Annotated in this window: 17 protein-coding genes; 8 read left to right on the top strand and 9 right to left on the bottom strand. The window is 66.3% G+C overall.

Features of this window, described 5'->3' with window-relative positions:
* Positions 1–2: 2 nt before the first annotated feature.
* From pyrR to BSY238_RS10920, 3 genes are read right to left on the bottom strand one after another with little or no spacing between them, the layout of a single operon-like run.
* Positions 3–494, bottom strand: a complete 492-nt coding sequence (gene pyrR, locus BSY238_RS10930; protein ID WP_069039165.1) for a bifunctional pyr operon transcriptional regulator/uracil phosphoribosyltransferase PyrR — start codon at positions 492–494, stop codon at positions 3–5.
* Entirely contained in the window at positions 481–927 is a 447-nt protein-coding gene (ruvX, locus tag BSY238_RS10925) for a Holliday junction resolvase RuvX (protein WP_069039164.1), read from the bottom strand. Before ruvX ends, pyrR begins: the two co-directional genes overlap by 14 nt.
* Entirely contained in the window at positions 920–1,498 is a 579-nt protein-coding gene (locus BSY238_RS10920; protein WP_069039163.1) for a YqgE/AlgH family protein, read from the bottom strand. The genes ruvX and BSY238_RS10920 overlap by 8 nt, the downstream gene beginning before the upstream one ends.
* Before the next feature lie 87 nt (positions 1,499–1,585).
* On the opposite strand from BSY238_RS10920, the gene BSY238_RS10915 reads away from it, so the two are divergent.
* Positions 1,586–3,028 (top strand): cryptochrome/photolyase family protein, encoded by a 1,443-nt coding sequence (locus tag BSY238_RS10915; protein ID WP_069039162.1) that lies wholly within the window; start codon positions 1,586–1,588, stop codon positions 3,026–3,028.
* Positions 3,029–3,110: 82 nt separating this feature from the next.
* Here the strand turns inward: BSY238_RS10915 and BSY238_RS18400 are convergent, their stop codons facing one another.
* On the bottom strand, positions 3,111–3,878 hold the full coding sequence (locus BSY238_RS18400) for a BPSS1780 family membrane protein (RefSeq protein WP_069040621.1): 768 nt from the start codon (positions 3,876–3,878) through the stop codon (positions 3,111–3,113).
* 200 nt (positions 3,879–4,078) lie between these two features.
* Here BSY238_RS18400 and BSY238_RS10905 point away from each other — a divergent pair, with 200 nt between their 5' ends.
* From BSY238_RS10905 to BSY238_RS10895, 3 genes are all read left to right on the top strand, one after another.
* On the top strand, positions 4,079–4,444 hold the full coding sequence (locus tag BSY238_RS10905; RefSeq protein ID WP_069039161.1) for a hypothetical protein: 366 nt from the start codon (positions 4,079–4,081) through the stop codon (positions 4,442–4,444).
* A gap of 75 nt (positions 4,445–4,519) precedes the next feature.
* On the top strand, positions 4,520–5,032 hold the full coding sequence (locus BSY238_RS10900; protein ID WP_069039160.1) for an acyl-CoA thioesterase: 513 nt from the start codon (positions 4,520–4,522) through the stop codon (positions 5,030–5,032).
* Positions 5,029–5,967: an MBL fold metallo-hydrolase gene (locus BSY238_RS10895; RefSeq protein ID WP_069039159.1), complete on the top strand. Its 939-nt coding sequence runs from the start codon at positions 5,029–5,031 to the stop codon at positions 5,965–5,967. The genes BSY238_RS10900 and BSY238_RS10895 overlap by 4 nt, the downstream gene beginning before the upstream one ends.
* Positions 5,968–6,000: 33 nt before the next feature.
* Here BSY238_RS10895 and BSY238_RS10890 read toward each other — a convergent pair whose 3' ends face one another.
* Positions 6,001–6,348, bottom strand: a complete 348-nt coding sequence (locus BSY238_RS10890) for a hypothetical protein (RefSeq protein WP_069039158.1) — start codon at positions 6,346–6,348, stop codon at positions 6,001–6,003.
* Positions 6,349–6,490: 142 nt separating this feature from the next.
* Here BSY238_RS10890 and BSY238_RS10885 point away from each other — a divergent pair, with 142 nt between their 5' ends.
* Positions 6,491–7,810: a short-chain fatty acid transporter gene (locus BSY238_RS10885; protein WP_190295011.1), complete on the top strand. Its 1,320-nt coding sequence runs from the start codon at positions 6,491–6,493 to the stop codon at positions 7,808–7,810.
* A gap of 22 nt (positions 7,811–7,832) precedes the next feature.
* Here BSY238_RS10885 and BSY238_RS10880 read toward each other — a convergent pair whose 3' ends face one another.
* The 3 genes from BSY238_RS10880 to BSY238_RS10870 form a co-directional block, all read right to left on the bottom strand.
* Positions 7,833–8,303 (bottom strand): DM13 domain-containing protein, encoded by a 471-nt coding sequence (locus BSY238_RS10880; protein WP_069039157.1) that lies wholly within the window; start codon positions 8,301–8,303, stop codon positions 7,833–7,835.
* 69 nt (positions 8,304–8,372) lie between these two features.
* A complete protein-coding gene (locus tag BSY238_RS10875) occupies positions 8,373–9,758 on the bottom strand; it encodes a sensor histidine kinase (protein WP_069039156.1) in 1,386 nt (461 codons plus the stop codon).
* The gene (locus BSY238_RS10870; protein ID WP_069039155.1) at positions 9,748–10,419 is read right to left on the bottom strand and encodes a response regulator; all 672 of its coding nucleotides are present in this window, start codon (positions 10,417–10,419) and stop codon (positions 9,748–9,750) included. The genes BSY238_RS10875 and BSY238_RS10870 overlap by 11 nt, the downstream gene beginning before the upstream one ends.
* 210 nt (positions 10,420–10,629) lie before the next feature.
* Between BSY238_RS10870 and BSY238_RS10865 the strand changes: the two genes are divergently transcribed.
* Complete coding sequence (locus tag BSY238_RS10865) at positions 10,630–11,841, top strand: TolC family protein (RefSeq protein WP_069039154.1); 1,212 nt, start codon at positions 10,630–10,632, stop codon at positions 11,839–11,841.
* 19 nt (positions 11,842–11,860) lie between these two features.
* Here BSY238_RS10865 and BSY238_RS10860 read toward each other — a convergent pair whose 3' ends face one another.
* Positions 11,861–13,783 (bottom strand): B12-binding domain-containing radical SAM protein, encoded by a 1,923-nt coding sequence (locus tag BSY238_RS10860; RefSeq protein WP_190295010.1) that lies wholly within the window; start codon positions 13,781–13,783, stop codon positions 11,861–11,863.
* Between the two features lie 272 nt (positions 13,784–14,055).
* Between BSY238_RS10860 and BSY238_RS10855 the strand changes: the two genes are divergently transcribed.
* Positions 14,056–15,882, top strand: a complete 1,827-nt coding sequence (locus BSY238_RS10855) for an AMP-binding protein (protein WP_083224021.1) — start codon at positions 14,056–14,058, stop codon at positions 15,880–15,882.
* Positions 15,883–15,904: 22 nt separating this feature from the next.
* Positions 15,905–17,629, top strand: coding sequence for a thiamine pyrophosphate-binding protein (locus BSY238_RS10850; RefSeq protein ID WP_069039152.1), 1,725 nt, complete (start codon positions 15,905–15,907; stop codon positions 17,627–17,629).
* The last annotated feature ends 146 nt before the right edge of the window (positions 17,630–17,775 follow it).

Below are 17,775 nucleotides of genomic sequence, written 5' to 3'. Positions count from 1 at the left end.
GGTCAGCTCCCGGTCAGTCGCAGCGAGAGGGTGTTGCCGTCCTGCGCCAGTTTCACGCGTTGCCCGGGCGGCAGGTTGAGTGTCGCGGCGCAGTAGGTCGGCGCCACCGGCAGTTCGCGGCCGCCGCGATCGACCAGCACGGCCAGTTCGACCCGCAGCGGACGGCCATAGTCGAACAGTTCGTTCAGCGCGGCGCGCACCGTGCGGCCGGTGTGCAGCACATCGTCGACCAGTATCAGGTGGCGGCCTTCCACCTCGAACGGCAGCGCCGACGAGCGGGTATCGCGCGCCAGCCCGCGCTTGGCGTAGTCGTCGCGGTAAAAGCTCACGTCGAGCGAGCCGATCGGATGGGCCAGGCCGAGCAGTGCGTGCAGTCGTTGCGCCAGCCACACACCGCCGGTGTGCAGGCCGACCAGCGCCGTGTCGTCGGTGACCTGCGGGCGTATCTGGTCGGCCAGTACGACCAGCAGGTGTTCTGCGTCAGGCAGTGACATCGAAATAGTCCTTGAGGATGAGCTGGGCCGCGTGTGCGTCCAGTTTCTGCTTGCGGTCGCGCCAGTCGCGCAGGCCACCTTCGTCGCGCAACTGGCTGTCGGCTTCGGCCGAGGTGTAGCGCTCGTCCTGCAGCACCACCGGCAGGCGGTAGCGCCCTTCGAGCTGGCGCGCGAAGCGTTCTGCGCGCGCGGTCATGTCGTGCGGTACGCCGTCGGGCGACAAGGGCAGACCGACCACCAGTGTGACCGGCTTCCATTCATCGAGCAGTCGGCCGACCGCCGACCAGCGGGCGTCATTGGTTTCGGCTTCAAACGTGAGAAGCGGGCTGGCGCTGCGCAGTTCGCACTCACCGACTGCGACGCCGATGCGTTTTTCGCCGAAATCGAACGCCAGCACGGTACCGCGCGCAGGAAGACCACCCGGTTCAGGCATGCCCGGCCACGTCGGACAGCGACGCGAAATCGACGCCGAGCAGCTGCATCGCGGCGACCAGACGTTCTTCCGGCGGCAGGTCGAAGATGATGCCGCTGTCGGCAGGCACGGTGAGCCAGGCGTTCTGCGCCATTTCCCATTCGATCTGGCCCGCCTGCCAGCCGGCATAGCCGAGCGTGACCAGCACGTCGTCCGGCTCGATCTCGCTGCCCAGCGCCTGCAGCACGTCGCGCGAAGAGGTCAGGCCGAGGCCGTTGCCGACGTCGATCGTGGATTGCCATTCGCCGACCGGGCGGTGCAGCACGAAACCGCGGTCGGTCTGCACCGGGCCGCCGAAATAGACCGGCTGGCCCTGGAAGCGTGGTGATTCGAGCGTGAGCTCGATGCGCTCGAACAGGTCTTCTAGCGACATGTCGATCGGCCGGTTGACGATGACACCGAGCGCGCCCTGATCATTGTGTTCGCACACCAGCGTGAGCGTGCGGGCGAAATTCTTGTCCGCCATGGCGGGCATGGCGATCAGGAAGTGACCGGTGAGATTCACCGTGGAAGTCGATGCGTGCGCGTGCATGGCGGGATTTTATCCGTGTTGTGCGTTTGTCGCAGAACCTGTGCGACTCTCGGGACTCGAAAACGCGATCGGATCCTGGAGGTGGGTGTGGCAAAGAGTTCGTCTCGGCTGGTGTGGTTCCGTCGCGACCTGCGCGTGGATGACCACGCGGCGCTGTACCACGCGCTGCGCGAAGGCGGGCCGGTGTGGTGCACATTCGTGTTCGACACCGAAATACTGGACGAACTGCTGCGTGAAGGCTGGCGCGCCGATCGGCGGGTGGAATTCATCCATGCCGCCATCGTCGAGCTGGACGCGGCCCTGCGCGACCTCGGTGGCGGCCTCATCGTGCGCCACGGCCGCGCGCGCGACCTGGTGCCCGCGCTGGCGCGCGAGCTGGGTGTGGACACCGTGGTCTGCAACCGCGACTACGAACCGGTGGCACAGCAACGCGACGCCGAAGTCGGCGCCGAACTGGCGCGCCATGGCATCGGTTTCGAGCAGTACAAGGATCAGGTCATCTTCGAATGCGACGAGGTGCTGACGCTGGCGCACAAGCCGTTCTCGGTATTCACGCCGTACAGGAACGCCTGGCTGAAGAAGCTCACGCCGTATCAGCTTCAGGCCTATCCGGTACGCCGTTACGCAGCCGCATTCGCCGTGCAGCCGGCAGCCGCCATTCCGTCGCCGGCGGACATGGGGTTCGAGCCGACCAATCTGGCAACGCTGAAACTGCCTACCGGGGCATCCGGCGCCGAAACGCTGTTCGACGAATTTCTCGACCGCATCGACCGCTACAAGCAGACGCGCGACTTTCCGGCGACCAAGGGACCGAGCTATCTGTCGGTGCATCTGCGCTTCGGCACGATATCGGTGCGCCGGCTGGCGCGTGAAGCGCATGCGCGCGGTGGCGCCGGTGCCGAAGGCTGGCTGAACGAACTGATCTGGCGCGATTTCTATTTCCAGATCCTGTGGCACAACCCGCACGTGCTCAACGGCAGCTTCCGGCCCGAATTCGACGCCGTGCGCTGGGTGGACGACGAGGCGCGCTTCGCCGCGTGGTGTGAAGGCCGCACCGGTTATCCGCTGGTCGATGCGGCGCAGCGCCAGCTGGCGCAGACCGGCTACATGCACAACCGGCTGCGCATGGTCAGCGCGTCCTTCCTGACCAAGGATCTGGGCATTTCCTGGCGGCGCGGCGAGCACTGGTTCGCGCGCACGCTGAACGACTTCGATCTGGCGGCCAACAACGGCGGCTGGCAGTGGGCCGCGTCGACCGGCTGCGACGCCCAGCCATGGTTCCGCATCTTCAACCCGGTCACCCAGTCGGAGAAATTCGACGCCGATGGCCAGTTCATCCGCCGCTACTGCCCGGAACTCGCGAAGTTCGACCGGAAACGCATCCACGCGCCCTGGCTGGCGACGGCGCTGGAACAGCAGATGGCCGGCTGCGTGATCGGGCGCGACTACCCGGCGCCGGTGGTGGACCACGCGGCGGCGCGCGAGGCGACGCTGGAACGGTTCAAGGCAGTGAAAGGGGGCGTGGAGTAGAGGCGGTGGCGTTGGGCATCGCTGCGCTCACCCCAACCTACGGGTGTGGCAGGCGGGCGGTGCGACAGTCCTGAACGGCGCCTCAGTCGTGGCGGAACACGTCGCGATAGCTGGCGTAGATCGCGCCGAAGGTGACCGGCAGCAGCACCAGCCAGCCCAGCATGGCCGGAATCGACGCCAGCACGACCAGCACGATGTAGATCAGCGCGAACACCAGAAAGGCCGGTGCATTGCGCAGACAGGCGTAGAAGCTGACGCGCATCGCCTCGATGGCGGTCATGCGATGGAACATCACCAGCGCGGGTGCGAACCACACGGCCATCAGCACGGGCGCCATCAGCATCACCGCAATCACCAGCAGCAGCGAGGTCGCGGCCGATACGACCAGCAGCGCAGCGAATGCAGCGAGCCCGGCCAGCCCGGCGACGATGGCCGACATCAGCAGCACGAACAGGGTGACCGCCACCATCGCACCCAGATACCAGCCGCCCAGCGCGAGCAGCGGATTGACCCGTTCGCCGAAGCCGGCCCAAAGATGCGACAGCGCGAGCGGTTCGCCGCGCGACAGCGCCTGGCAACCCTGCATGATGCCGCCCAGCGTCACCATCGCCAGCAGCGTTGCTGCGATGGTGCCGAACAGCGGCACCACATTGAGCGCCACCAGCACGACCGTCCAGATGACGGTGATGACGATCCACAGGCCGGGCGCGGCCAGGAAACACTGCCAGCCCTGACGCAGCCATTCAAGGCCGCGGCCGGCCGGCAGGCCGCGCGATTCGGGTGCCGTCACGTCCGGCAGGGCGACCGGCTGCGGCGCCGGCTCGAAGGGGTTGTGGCCTGAACTGTTCATGCTCAGCATCATTCCACATCCGCGCGCCATGTCGTGCGCTGGCTGTCGCGCGCCGTCCACAACCTCTGCGGCGCGCAGGCAAGACCGCACACGACGCGCGCGCTTGTAATGAGCGCGCGGCGCATGTTCCACTAGACTTCAGAAGTGTTTGGCGACGCTGCAGCGGATCTGTGGCGTCGCCCCCCCTCCGGGAGACCTTCATGAAACTGACCACCCTGTGCGCCGTGTCGGCGCTGCTGACGTCGTCCGCCGCGCTGGCCGGCGGCATGGGCCACGTGCCCGTCACGCCGATCGGCGGCGACCCCTACGGTCAGGGCGCCGGTATCGGTGGTGCCGGACCGGGCGGCATGATAGGCCAGCATCCGCGCGACCTGATCCGGCCGAATGCGCGCAGCCGCGCGACCCACATCTATCCGACTCTGCGTGGCACGCAGATTCGCGACTATTCGCGACCGGGTGTGCGCATCGAGGAAGATGCCTACGGCACCAGCGTGTATCCCACGGCTCCGTATGGCAATGTGCGCGACTACCGTCAGCCCGGCTGGCGCATCGAACAGGATCGCTGATCCGCAGCCGCCCTCCCCGGCGGCGATTCCTTCCACCTCACGACTCACCGGCCGCGCGGCCGGCGCCCTTCCACGATGACCGAACTTCCGAAACACGAACTGACGATGACGGTGCTGATGACGCCCGACATGGCGAACTTCTCCGGCAATGTGCACGGTGGATCGCTGCTCAAGTTGCTCGATCAGGTGGCCTACGCCTGCGCCGCGCGCTTTGCGCAGACCTATGTGGTGACACTGTCGGTCGATCAGGTCATCTTCCGCAGCCCGATCCACGTCGGCGAACTGGTCACCTTCCTCGCGTCGGTCAACTTCACCGGTACGACGTCGATGGAAGTCGGCGTCAAGGTGATGACGGAAAACATCCGCGAACACACGACGCGTCACACCAACACCTGCTACCTGACCATGGTGGCGATGGACGAGGCGCGCCGCCCGTGCCGCGTGCCGCAACTGACACCGGCCACGCCGGACCAGCGGCGGCGCCAGACCGCCGCCAAGGTGCGCCGGCAGATGCGCCTCGAGTTTGATCAGCGCTTCCATGAATTGATGCAGGCCGAACAGGCGAAAGCCGGCGAGGTGAATGAATGATCGATTACGAGCACGACATATCCGCCATCGACGCTGCACTGCTCCGCCACGGCATGGCATCCATCCACCTGCTGCGCGCCGGTGACGAAGCGGCGCTGGTCGACTGCGGCACCGGCCATTCGCTGCCCAATGTGCTGGCCGCACTGGCACACAAGGGCATCGCCGCCGACAAGCTGCGCTACGTCATTCTGACCCACGTGCATCTGGACCACGCCAGCGGCGCCGGTGCAGCGATGCGCGCCTTTCCGAATGCGCAGCTGGTGGTGCATCCGCGCGGCGCGCGCCACATGATCGATCCGTCGAAACTGATTACGGGTGCCACGGACGTCTATGGCGCGCAGGCGATGGCCGACATGTATGGCGACATCCTGCCGGTCGACGCGGCGCGCGTGATCGAAACGCATGACGGTTACGTGCTCGACTTCAACGGCCGCACGCTCGAATTCATCGACACGCCGGGCCACGCGAAGCACCATCACTGCATCTGGGACGCGCGCTCGCAGGGCTGGTTTACGGGCGACACCTTCGGCCTGGCCTACCCGGAATGCACGGTCGATGGCCGCGCCTTCATCTTCCCGACCACGTCGCCGGTTCAGTTCGATCCGGTCGCGATGCGCGCGTCGGTCGAGCGTTTGCTGTCGCGGCAGCCGGAGGCGATGTTCCTGACCCACTACGGCAAGGTGACCGGCGTACCGACGCTGGGCCGCGCGCTGCTGTCGCGCATCGACGCCCACGTGGCGATCGCCAGGGCGGCCGCCAGTGCCGGTGACGGCCGCAAGCAGGCGCTGCTGGCCGCGCTGTCCGCCTATCTGATGGACGAACTGCGCGCCCACGGCAGCCCGCTCACGCGTGACGAGGCGATGGCCGTATGGGGGCTGGACATCGAACTCAACGCACAGGGGCTCGAGGTTTGGCTGGACTCTGAAAAGACCTGATGACGTGCGCCTGATCGCCGCTTGGCGCGGCGATCAGTCGCCGCACTCGAAATGACGCTGCCAGCGCGCGCACCCCTCGCGGATCATCGTGAGCTTGTCATCGCGCAGACCCGCCAGATCGGCTTCGTCCAGCCAGCCCTCTGCGCGCAGCAGCACAAACAGGGAAATCAGTTCCGAGTAACGGAATTCATACTTCCTGCCCATGTAGCCGTCCCGCTCGGCCAGAAACCGGTAGACCGCCCACATGTCATCCTGCGTCGCCGCCGCCGCGGCGCGCGCCTTGAAATCCGCCAGCAGCGATGCCTCTTCGCGCGACAGCGCCGTGTAGAAAGCCTGTCGAGCAATCTTCCTCTCGCTGTTCGACCAGGTGACGGGGTCCATGCAGCATGCACCTGTCCGGATCGGGAAGAGCTCGACGTCACACCGGTGACGACTGGGCTATCCTCACGCTGCGCGGCATGTCTGCGCACGCCGACCGCCCGCCCTCGATGGCCGGCGCGAAAAATATAAACAGGAGATTCCCATGCTGCAACGTGTCACGTCGCTGTCCGTCCGGCTGGTTGAAAGATGGCTGCCCGATCCGTTCGTGCTGGTGCTGCTGCTGACGCTGCTCGTGTTCGCGGCCGGCATCGGTGTCGAGGGACAGTCGCCGGTGGCGATGCTCGAGCACTGGGGCAAGGGGTTCTGGAACCTGCTGCAGTTTTCGATGCAGATGGTGCTGATACTCGTGACCGGCTGGGTGCTGGCGACGACGCTGTTCTTCCGCCGCATTCTCGAAGCCATCGCAGAACTGGCGCACACGCCGGGGCAGGCCATCCTGCTGGTGAGTGTGGTGTCGCTGCTGGCGAGCTGGCTCAACTGGGGATTCGGCCTGGTCATCGGCGCGATGTTCGCGCGCCAGCTGGCGCGCGGCGTGGCGGGCGTCGACTACCGTCTGCTGATCGCCAGCGCCTACAGCGGCTTCGTCATCTGGCATGGCGGTCTGTCAGGCTCGGTGCCACTCACGCTCGCCACGGCCGACCACTTCCTCGCCGCCCGCACCGGCGTCATCGCCACCGGCGACACGATCTTCTCGACCTTCAACCTGCTCATCGTGCTGGCGCTGTTCATCTGCGTGCCGATACTGAACCGGCTGATGATGCCGCGCCCCGAAAACACGGTGACGGTCGATCCGGCGCTGCTGGTCGATGTCGAATTCGTGCCCGACACCAGCACCGACACGCCGGCTGCGCGGCTTGACAACAGCATCCTGCTGGCGCAGTCGGTCGGCATCATGGGTCTGGTGTTTTCCGGCTACTACTTCCTGGTCAGCGCCGGCACCTTGAACCTGAACATCGTCAATTTCATGTTCCTGTTCCTCGGCATCATGCTGCACGGCCGACCCAGCCGCTTTCTGGCGGCGATCGGCGACGCCGCGCGCGGTTCGGGCGGCATCATCGTGCAGTTTCCGTTCTATGCCGGCCTGATGGGCATGATCGTCGGCTCGGGGCTTGCGGTGACGATCTCGAATGTGTTCGTTGCCGTGTCGACCGACACCACGCTGCCGCTGTTTGCATTCCTCAGCGCCGGTCTGGTGAATATATTCGTGCCGTCCGGCGGAGGTCAGTGGGCGGTACAGGGACCGATCATGGTCGAGGCCGCCGCCAGCATGGGCGCCGACCTGCCGCGCGTGGCCATGGCGGTGGCCTGGGGCGACGCCTGGACCAACCTGATCCAGCCCTTCTGGGCCCTGCCCGCGCTGGCCATCGCGGGCCTGCGCGCGAAGGACATCATGGGCTACTGCCTGATCACGCTGTTCATGTCGGGCGTGGTGATCGGCCTCGGACTGACATTCGTGCCGTGACGCAGCGCGGGGTCCGATGACATCAGCGATAGCGGGCGGCGGTGATGAACTGGCCGAAGGACTCGCACCAGACGATGACTGTCGTGTAGCGCGCGACATCGATAGCAGGCGGTACCTCGACGACGAAGTTGTCGAAGGTGCGCACGTCGCCCACGCGCACCATGGCCGATTTCAGGCGCGCGAAATCGACTTCGGTCTCGACGAACTCGGGCGACAGGTAGAGCTTGTAATCCGGCCCGGGTGCCAGCCGGCCGGTCAGCGCGATGCGCTCGCGACCGATCGACACCCTGCCTTCGCCCCAGTGCAGCAGATCGCTGTCCTTCAGGTCGCGCCGGAACTCGCCGGTGAACATCGCGCCACCCGCAGCCGACGCGGCTTCGGCCGCGGTGGGTGGCGCGGGTGCGGTCAGGATGGGCAGCGCGTAGATGCCCAGCGCAAAGCCGATGCCGAGCACGGCAGTATGGGAAGCGAGAAGCAGGACGGCGGATTTCATGGGCTGGAAGCGTAACGCGACAGTACTCAGAGGGATAGCCGTCAAGACCGGACGCGCAGGCGATTGCTGTCAGGCGGCCTCGGATGTCGGCGTCGGCAGAAAGATATCCACCCGGAGTCCGCCGAGTTTCGCGCAGTCCAGCAGGTCGAGATGACCGCCGTGGGCGAGCGCGATTTCGCGCGCAATGGCGAGCCCCAGACCGCTGCCTTCCCGGCGCTCGCCCTTGCCGCGGCCGAAGCGGCCGAGCACGAGCGTTCGCTGGGCCGGCGCGATGCCCGGACCGCTGTCGCTGACGCTGATCAGCGCGCCCTTCTCGTGTGCGTCGGCCCGGATGACCACCTGGCCACCCGACGGTGTGTAGCGCAACGCGTTGTCGATGATGTTGGCCAGCATTTCCGGCAGCAGCACGCGATCGCCGTGCAGCAACGGCAGGTCGGACGCGGATTCCATCCGCACGTCGGTGCCGCACGCGACTGCAGTGGGAATCGCGGCGGCGACCACATCCTCGACCAGCTCGCGCAGGTCTATCGGATCGCGCGCCACCGCTGCACCGGCTTCCGCCCGACTGAGGTTGAGCAACTGATTTGCCACGCGCGACAAGCGCGCGCTGGCCGCTTCCAGATCGCGCATCACCTGCTCGCGCTGCGCCCCGTCGGGCGTGCGCAAGGCCAGCTCGGCCAAGGTCCGCAACACGGTGACCGGCGTACGCAACTGATGGGTTGCATCGGCGATGAAGCGTCGCTGGGCAACGATCGTGCGACCCAGCCGGGCCATCAGCTCATTGATCACATGGACCTGGTCATACACTTCCGCCGGCAGGTCGGTTTCGTCGATCGGTCCGAGATCGGCGTGGCTGCGCTGGGCAATCGAGCGACTGATGCGATGCAGCGGCGCGATACCCCGGCCCACGCCGTACCAGAGCAGCAGGATCAGGCCGGCCACGAACACGGCCTGCGGCGCGAGCATGTACGCGGTGGCCTCCTGTGCCATCACCTCCCGCTTCTTCAGCGTTTCGGCGACCCGTACGAACAGTTCCTGACCGGCTTGTTCGCTGCGCACCACGAACTCGGCCAGACGCACCCTCTGACCCTCCACGCTGCCGTCGTAGATGACGGTCCCGCCGCCGGAGTCGGCTGAATTGCCGGGCAGTATGTGACTGCCGGCCAATGCACGCCCACTGCGGTCGGTGACGCTGTAATAGACGGTGTCGATCTCGTCGAAAACGAGCATCTGCCGTGCGGCCGGCGGAAGATCGACATCAACACCGCCAAGCGCCGGCCGGATGCGGCCGGCCAGCGTGCGCACCGTGTCTTCCAGTGCGCGGTCATAGGCCAGGTTGGCGAAGTGCAGCACGATGCCGTGGGTGGCCCAGATCCACAGTGCGGTCAGCGCGAGCACCGGTGGCAGCAGCCAGCGCAGCAGACGCAGTCTGAGCGGGGTGCGTTCAGGGCGCATCCGGCTTCTCCAGCAGATAGCCCAACCCGTGCAGCGTACGAATGCGGATGCCATGCGGTTCGAGCTTGCGCCGCAGACGATGGATGTAGACCTCGATCGCATTCGATCCCAGTTCGCTGTCCCAGTCGCTCAGCTTGCGCACGAGGCGCGACTTGATGACGGCTTCGCCGGCACGCTGCATCAGTGCATCGAGTATCGCGGCCTCACGCGCAGACAGATCAAGCGGGACACTGCCGGCACTGGCCTGGCGGGTCGCCGGGTCGAACTCCAGCGCACCGTGGATCAACCGACTCACGCCGCCACCGGTCCGGCGGATCAGTGCGGCGATGCGCGCTTCCAGTTCCGGCAGCGCGAAGGGCTTCGTCAGGTAATCGTCGGCGCCATGCCGCAGCCCCTGAACCCGCTGATCGACACTGTCGCGCGCCGACAGCACCAGCACCGGCGTGACATTGCCGCGCTCGCGCAGCTGCGCCAGCAGGCGCATGCCGTCGATGTCCGGCAGCCCCAGATCGAGCACCACCAGCGCATAGTCGCTCACCTGCAGCGCAGCGAGCGCGCTGCAGCCGTCGCCGACGGCGTCCACGGCATAACCGGACAGCTTGAGTGCGTGGGTCAGCGTACTGCGCAAGGCGCTGTCGTCTTCCACTACCAGTATGCGCATGACTCTCCCGTGTCAGACCCGCCGGTCGTCGCCGTTGCGATTTCTGTTGCAATAACGCAGGGCGAGCGGCTGAAAGAACTTTGTAAGGCCTCGGCGCCTAGTCTCGAGTTCCTCATTTGTGTCACATCCCGGGCATTGAACACCGTCGCCGTCCCATCGCCTCCAGCCTGTACAGCAACCGGTTCGAGCCTGCGCCGCTCGCGCGCAATCATGGCGACCGTCATGCTGGCGCTTGCACTGTCCGCATCCGGCGCCCTCGCGGCCGCCGCGCCGCTGGATCTGCGCACCGCGCTGCGCCTGGCACGTGATGCCGAATTGCGCAGTGCGCTTGATTCGGCTGCGGTCGCTGTGGTCGAGGCGGATCAGCGCAGCGCGCGCGCCTGGCCGAATCCGGTCGTGAGCTACGGTCAGTTGCGGCCCGGTCGCGCGAGCACAATGTTCGACGGATCGCGCCAGCAGGATGTAGCCGTCGAGCTGCCCCTGCTGCTCGGCGGCAAGCGCGCGGCGCGGATCGATGCCGCGAGCAGTGCACTCGACGCGGCGCTCGCACGCAAGGCAGTCGCCCGGCTGGAACGCGCTTCCGAAGCGGGTCTGGCGTTTGTCGCCCTGCAGGCCGCCCAGGCCAGGCGTGCCGCCGTGGACGATGCAGAACGTACGCTCGCACAACTGTCCGAGCGCCTGCGCCTGGCCGACAGTCGGGCGCAGGCCTACCGGAATTTCCGGCTCGACTTCGAATCGGCCGACTGGCGGGCCGAACTGTCGGCGGCCGACGCCGAACTGGCAGCCGCGCAGCAGCGCCTGGCCGACATGCTGGACATTGACGACTGGCGCAGCGTCGTCGTCGAACCCCTGCAGCCTCTCGCGCCGCCGACCGACGCCGGGGTGCCGGCTGAGCATCTGGCCATCCGCGCTGCCCGGCTTGACGAATCCGCTGCACAGGCCGCGATCCGCGCCGCACGCGCCGAACGCTCTCCGCAGGTGTCGGTCGCACTGGTCCGCAGCTGGACCAACGATCCCTATGGCACTGCAGATGGGGTGGGCTTGGCGGTCGAGCTGCCCCTCTTCGATTCGCGCAGCGGCGCCGTCGACCGTGCCAGCGCCCTCGCGGCAGGTGCGCGACTGCGGCGCCAGCTGCTCGAAGTCGAAACCGATACGGATGTCCGTAGCCAGCAGACCGAGGTGGACCTGCGGCTGGCTGCGCTAGGATCGTTTGACGCCGAGGTGGCGCCGCGCCTCGCTGCACTGTCGCAGCTTGCCGGAGACGCCTATGCGGAGGCGCAGACAAGTCTGGCCGATGTGCTCGACGCGGTACGCACGCAGCAACGGGCGCGGCTGCGCCGCATCGAGCTGGAAGCCGGTCTGGTGCGCGCACAACTGCGCCTGCTGGTGGCGCGCGGCGAACTGTCACGCCTCGCCGACTGAAATCATCCCGCCGCGCGGGTCAGCCGAGCGCCCGCTCGATGAAGTGTCGCGGCACACGCGCCTTGGGCGTGCGGTCGCCGAACCAGCTGCGCACGTCCTCGTCGAGCCCGATGCCGTGCATGTAGTTGTACAGCGCCTTGTTGAGCGCGATACCCAGCGTGTCGTGATCGGCGCCGACCGGGTCGACGAAGCCGACGTCATTCTTCGCAAAAGTCACCGGCGGCAGCGGCAGCAGCGTAACGCCGTACTCTTCGGGGTTGAGGCCGACCGGCGAATGCACGGTGCACACGAAGCGGTGGAAGAAGCCGGACTGGATGCAGCCGGCGGCGAACAGCTGGCGCACGTATTCGAGCGCATCCACCGTGTCCTGCACGGTCTGGGTCGGAAAGCCGTACATGAGGTAGGCATGCACCAGGATGCCGGCGTCGGCGAAGCCCTTGGTGACGCGCGCCACCTGATCGACCGACACGCCCTTCTTCATCAGCTTCAGCAGACGGTCGCTGGCCACTTCCAGCCCGCCGGAAATCGCGATGCAGCCGCTGTCGGCCAGTTCCAGGCAGAGCTCGGGCGTGAAGGACTTTTCGAAGCGGATATTGCCCCACCAAGAAATGCTGACGTCACGCCGCTGCAGTTCGGCGGCGAAGGCACGCAGCGATTTCGGCGGTGCGGCTTCATCGACCAGATGAAACCCGGTCTGGCCGGTTTCGGCGACGATGGCCTGCACGCGGTCGACCAGCGTGGTCGCACTGGCCGCGTCGTAGCGCGAAATGTAATCGAGGCTGACGTCGCAGAAGCTGCACTTCTTCCAGTAGCAGCCGTGCGCCACGGTGAGCTTGTTCCAGCGTCCGTCCGACCACAGCCGGTGCATCGGATTGAGCATGTCCAGCAGCGAAAGGTAACGGTCGAGCGGCAGGCCGTCCCAGGTCGGCGTGCCGACGTCGTCGAAGGCGATATCGGGCTCGACGAAATTGACGTACTGCACCGCGCCGGCATCGTTGCGCACGTAGGTGCGCACCAGCCGCTGCGCGGAACGCCGGCCGGCCAGATGATCGAGCAGCGCGAGCAGCGGTCGCTCGCCTGCGTCCAGCGTGACATAGTCGAAATAGTCGAACACGCGCGGCTCGGCCAACGCGCGCAGTTCGGTATTCACGTAGCCGCCGCCCAGCACGGTGATGATGGACGCGTCATGCGCCTTGATCGTCTGCGCGATGCGGAAGGCGGCATACACGGCGCCCGGGAACGGCACCGACAGCAGCACGATGCGCGGTGCATGGCGAGCGATCGCAGCCTGCGTGAGCCGCTGCAGCGCGCGGTCGATCAGCGTGGGCGGGGCGGCCAGCGCCTGCGCCAGCGGATCGAAGGTGGGCTGACTCTGCGCCAGGGATTCGGCATAGCGCACGAACTCGAAGCGCGCGTCGACCGCCAGTCGGATCGCGTCGGCGACATCGTTCAGGTACAGCGTGGCGAAGTGGCGGGCGCGGTCCTGTACGCCGAGCGCGCCGAATGCCCAGCCCAACGGGTCGCCGCCGTCTTCATCGATATAGACGTCGAGCGATTCAAAACGCGGCCCCTCGGGCAGGAAGCCGCGCGACACGATGCGATGCGCCAGCGTGGGGTCGCGACCCTGCAGGAAACCGAGGGTGGCGGCCATCGTCGCGGCGTAGCGATCGAACTGCACGGCAAAACTCGTCAGGCTGGGCGGTCGCTCATGTTCCGGCAGGTCGGCGACGGCGTCGCGCACGGCGCGCAGACCGTCGGCCGACAGCAGATCGAGCACCAGCGCAAGCGCCAGGTCCTCCTGCACCGCGTCGACACCCTGTGCGCGCAGAAAGCCCGTCAGATAGGCGGTGGACGGATAGGGCGTGTTGAGCTGCGTCATAGGCGGGATGACGGACAACACGCGCGGCGGCACCTTCGTGATGGCAGGTTGAAGCGGAATCATGGGACGCAATGGGTCACGGCGAGTGCCTTGTCAGGGCGCGAGCGTACCCGATGACCGATCCGAGTGCGGATTTCCTCACGACAGTCGGCATGCCACGCCGACACATTCATCGGGTTGCCAATTCGTAACGATGCGCATGCCGCGGGCTGCTTAATATGAGATCGATTTCGTATAACCATCGGGGCTGTTCGGATGACGCCGAAGACGGCGGACCGATCGATGGCGGGCCCACCTTCGCTGCCCGTGCAGACCCGTTCTTACGCAAGGTACCCATGCCAGCAACCTTTCACTCTCCGGCGCAGATCCATCGTGTGTTCGACGCCCCGCAACCGTCCTCGGCGGACCTGCCGGCACTGCTCGACATCAATGGCAACAGCGTGTCGCATGCAGCGCTCTCGGCACGCATGCGTCGACTTGCCTCCCGCCTGAACGAGGCCGGTATCGGCACTGCCGACCGCGTGGCCGTCATCGCTCCGAACAGCACGGACATGGCGTCGGCCCTGCTTGGCGTGATGCACGCCTCGGTCTGCGCGCCGCTCAACCCGGGCTATCGGCAGGCGGAGCTTGAATTTTTCCTGCACGATCTCGAAGCACGTGCACTGGTCGTTACGCCGGATAGCCCGCCACTGGCTCGCGCTATCGCAGCCCAGCGCGGAGTGCCCGTCATCGAGGCTGGCCCGTCGCTATGGGATGCCGCGGAACCGGCTCCCGAGCGGCCCAGAACCCTCCCCCGAAACGACGATATCGCACTCGTGCTGCACACCTCGGGGACGACTTCGCGGCCCAAGCAGGTGCCTCTGAGCCACGCGAATCTGGCGGCCTCCATGGCAAACATCGTCGCCTCGCTTCGTCTGACGCAAGCCGATCGGGCACTCAATGTGATGCCGCTCTTTCACATTCACGGTCTGATGGCCGGTTTGCTGGCGCCACTTGCCGGCGGTGGCAGCGTCGTCTGCGCGCCTTCGCTTCAGCTGCCGGCATTCTTCGAGTGGCTCGAACGCTTCGGTGCGACATGGTATTCAGCTGTGCCGACCATGCACCAGGCCATCATCGGTGCCACTGCGAGCGGGAGCATTCGGCAACCGTCCGCACCCCTGTTGCGCTTCATACGTTCATCGTCCGCCGCCCTGGCACCTGCCACACTGGCGCAGCTCGAAACGTGGTTCGCCTGTCCGGTGCTCGAAGCCTACGGCATGACCGAAGCGACACATCAGATGGCCAGCAATCCGCTGCCACCCGCTCAAAGAAAGCCCGGCTCTGTCGGCCTTCCAGCCGGGCCCGAGATGGCGATCCTCTCGGCCCACGGTGTTCCGCTGCCTTCCGGCGAGTGTGGCGAGATCGCCATCCGCGGCGACAACGTGATGCGCGCCTATCACGCCAATCCGGAAGCGAACCTTGCCGCATTTACGAACGGCTGGTTCCGCACCGGCGATGAGGGCTGCTTCGACGCGGACGGTTACCTGCGCATTACAGGCCGCCTCAAGGAAATGATCAATCGCGGCGGCGAGAAGATTGCGCCGCGCGAGATTGACGAGGCCCTGCTCGCCCACCCAGAGGTCAAAGAGGCGGTGGCGTTCGCTCTGCCGCATCCGACGCTTGGCGAGGACCTTGCCGCAGCGGTGGTTCTGCACCCTGGCAGTACGGTCGGCCCCGATACCTTGCGTGAGTTCCTGTTTGGTTGCCTTGCCGGCTTCAAGGTACCCAGCGAAATCATCCTGCTGCTCGAGATTCCGAAAGGTCCGACCGGCAAGGTGCAGCGCATTGGCATGGCCGAGCGTCTCGGCGCAGCGCGTCAGCACGCTTTCGTCGCACCGAGGGACGCGATCGAGGCCATCCTCGCGCAGGTGTGGAACGAGGTGCTGGAGGTCGACGTCATCGGCATGGACGACAATTTCTTTGCCCTCGGCTGCGATTCACTGAAAGCGACACGCGCTGCGGCGCGAATCGCGTCGATGCTGCCGATCGAGCTATCCGCTACCGACATCTTCCACCAGCCCACCGCAGCCGGGCTGGCCCGAACGATATGCGACCGGCTCGGGCCGGACGTCATAGCCGAGGTGGAGCGCATCCTCGACGAGATCACGCCAGTTCCCGATTGATCAAGTACCGAGGTCATGCCCGATGAGCACACGCCCTGACAACGGCAAACCCGGTTTGCCCGCAGACGCTGTCATCGAACGTCTGCAACGCCTCGGTCCTACCCAGCGCAAGGCTTTCGAAGTCAGGCTGCGTGCGGGCCGCGTGCGCGGCCACGACATCGTCGCGCGCAGCCTCCACTCCCTCGGCGTGACCCATCTTTACGCCATGCCGGGCCTGCCGACCGACGAAACGATCGGCGCCTGCGCGCGCGCCGGCATGGATACGACAGGCGTTCGCCATCAGCAGGCAGCCGTGATGATGGCAGCGGCGCACAACTACATGGCGGGGCGCCTCGCAAGCGTAGCCATGGTGTCCAGCGGCGTTGCCGTGACGAACGCGTTGACGGGCCTGCTCGTTGCGCAAGAGAACTGCTGGCCGGTCGTACTGCTGGCCGGCGCTGTCGAACGTTCGGCCCGCGGCACCGGCGCCTTCATGGAGCTTGACGGCGTCGCTGTCGCAGGCCGGATCGCCAAGGCATGCGTGTGCATCGATTCTGCGGGCACGATTGCAGCACAGCTCGCCGATGCCGTGCACACCGCGATGGAAGGTCGTCCCGGTGCGGTCTACGTTGAACTGCCCGACGACTGTCTGTCCGGCTCTGTTGCCGAAAAGCCCCGTTTCGAGGCCGCGCGCGTGCGCAACAACACCGTGACGAGCGAACTGTCCGCGATGGTCGGACGGGCCGCTGATCTTCTGCTGGCGGCACAACGGCCACTCATGCTGTTCGGCAAGGGTGTGCGATGGGACGATGCCTACCTCCATCTACGTGAGCTTGCCGAACACCTGGCGTTGCCCTTCGTGGCATCGCCGATGGGGCGCGGATTGTTGCCCGATGACCATCCGCTTTCGCGCACGGCAGACCAGAGCCGATTACTGGCCGATGCAGATGTGGTGCTTGTGGTCGGAGCCCGCCTGAACTGGACCTTCCGCTATGGCAGCGAGATCCGGCCTGACGCGCGCGTCGTCCATATCGACTGCGCCGATGAAGCCTTCCATGGCGGACCACCACGGACCTTGACACTCCGGGGTGCCGCGTCGGCCATCCTGCCGGCGCTGCTGGAGGGCTTGCGCCAGCGCGAACACGCCGGTACGCATCGCAGCAGATCGACAAGCTGGCCGCCCGATGCACCGCTGGTCCGGAACGTTCAGCGCCCGCCCTGTCGCCCCCCGACTCCCGACGAGCTTGCAGCAGTACTTGCGCGGGTGCTGCCACAAGACGCCATCGTGGTGCTTGATGGCAACATCACTTTGCTTGCGGTGCAGAAGCACCTGTCCGCCGGCATTCCGCTGTCGCGCCTGACCCCCGGTACCAGCGGCTGCATGGGTACGGGGCTGCCGTTCGCGATCGGTGCTGCGCATGCCTGTCCGGAACGTCCGGTAATCGTCGTCACCGGAGACATGGCGCTGAGCCTCAACTTCTTTGAATTCGAAACAGCGGTACGACATGGCGTGCCGGTCGTCGTGGTACTGGCGAACAACGATGGCCCTTCCGGCGCCCGACGCCAGCGCAGCGCGTTTCCGGCCGGTCACCACGAACGGATTCTTGTCTATCAGGCGGGACTGCGTTACGACGAAATGGCGCGCCAACTCGGGGTGGATGCCGTCTGTCTGGACGCGATCGATGCATTGCCCGAGGCGCTGGCGCGCGCGCTGAGCTTGCGACGACCGGCATTGATACAGATACAGATCGACCCGCTTGAAGGTTAATCACAGGTGAATCGGGCGGAATCAATGCACACGAAACATGCACATGCAGCAAGCATCCAGACAGTCGATGCCCGAGAGCCTACGTCCAATGAGTGACCCCAGCTCCCGCTTTGCATCCCTGAGCACCGGGCAACTCGATGCCTTGA

The organism is Methyloversatilis sp. RAC08 (genome assembly GCF_001713355.1).
Taxonomy (GTDB): Bacteria; Pseudomonadota; Gammaproteobacteria; order Burkholderiales; family Rhodocyclaceae; genus Methyloversatilis.
Note: the sequence above shows the minus strand (reverse complement) of the source record. Positions and strands in the feature narration are given on the sequence as shown.

Bases quoted from the DNA above. Each gene is read 5' to 3' on its own strand.
- pyrR (WP_069039165.1), bottom strand. From the start codon at position 494: ATGTCACTGCCTGACGCAGAACACCTGCTGGTCGTACTGGCCGACCAG.
- ruvX (WP_069039164.1), bottom strand. From the start codon at position 927: ATGCCTGAACCGGGTGGTCTTCCTGCGCGCGGTACCGTGCTGGCGTTC.
- BSY238_RS10920 (WP_069039163.1), bottom strand. From the start codon at position 1,498: ATGCACGCGCACGCATCGACTTCCACGGTGAATCTCACCGGTCACTTC.
- BSY238_RS18400 (WP_069040621.1), bottom strand. From the start codon at position 3,878: ATGAACAGTTCAGGCCACAACCCCTTCGAGCCGGCGCCGCAGCCGGTC.
- BSY238_RS10905 (WP_069039161.1), top strand. From the start codon at position 4,079: ATGAAACTGACCACCCTGTGCGCCGTGTCGGCGCTGCTGACGTCGTCC.
- BSY238_RS10900 (WP_069039160.1), top strand. From the start codon at position 4,520: ATGACCGAACTTCCGAAACACGAACTGACGATGACGGTGCTGATGACG.
- BSY238_RS10895 (WP_069039159.1), top strand. From the start codon at position 5,029: ATGATCGATTACGAGCACGACATATCCGCCATCGACGCTGCACTGCTC.
- BSY238_RS10890 (WP_069039158.1), bottom strand. From the start codon at position 6,348: ATGGACCCCGTCACCTGGTCGAACAGCGAGAGGAAGATTGCTCGACAG.
- BSY238_RS10885 (WP_190295011.1), top strand. From the start codon at position 6,491: ATGCTGCAACGTGTCACGTCGCTGTCCGTCCGGCTGGTTGAAAGATGG.
- BSY238_RS10880 (WP_069039157.1), bottom strand. From the start codon at position 8,303: ATGAAATCCGCCGTCCTGCTTCTCGCTTCCCATACTGCCGTGCTCGGC.
- BSY238_RS10875 (WP_069039156.1), bottom strand. From the start codon at position 9,758: ATGCGCCCTGAACGCACCCCGCTCAGACTGCGTCTGCTGCGCTGGCTG.
- BSY238_RS10870 (WP_069039155.1), bottom strand. From the start codon at position 10,419: ATGCGCATACTGGTAGTGGAAGACGACAGCGCCTTGCGCAGTACGCTG.
- BSY238_RS10865 (WP_069039154.1), top strand. From the start codon at position 10,630: ATGGCGACCGTCATGCTGGCGCTTGCACTGTCCGCATCCGGCGCCCTC.
- BSY238_RS10860 (WP_190295010.1), bottom strand. From the start codon at position 13,783: ATGATTCCGCTTCAACCTGCCATCACGAAGGTGCCGCCGCGCGTGTTG.
- BSY238_RS10855 (WP_083224021.1), top strand. From the start codon at position 14,056: ATGCCAGCAACCTTTCACTCTCCGGCGCAGATCCATCGTGTGTTCGAC.
- BSY238_RS10850 (WP_069039152.1), top strand. From the start codon at position 15,905: ATGAGCACACGCCCTGACAACGGCAAACCCGGTTTGCCCGCAGACGCT.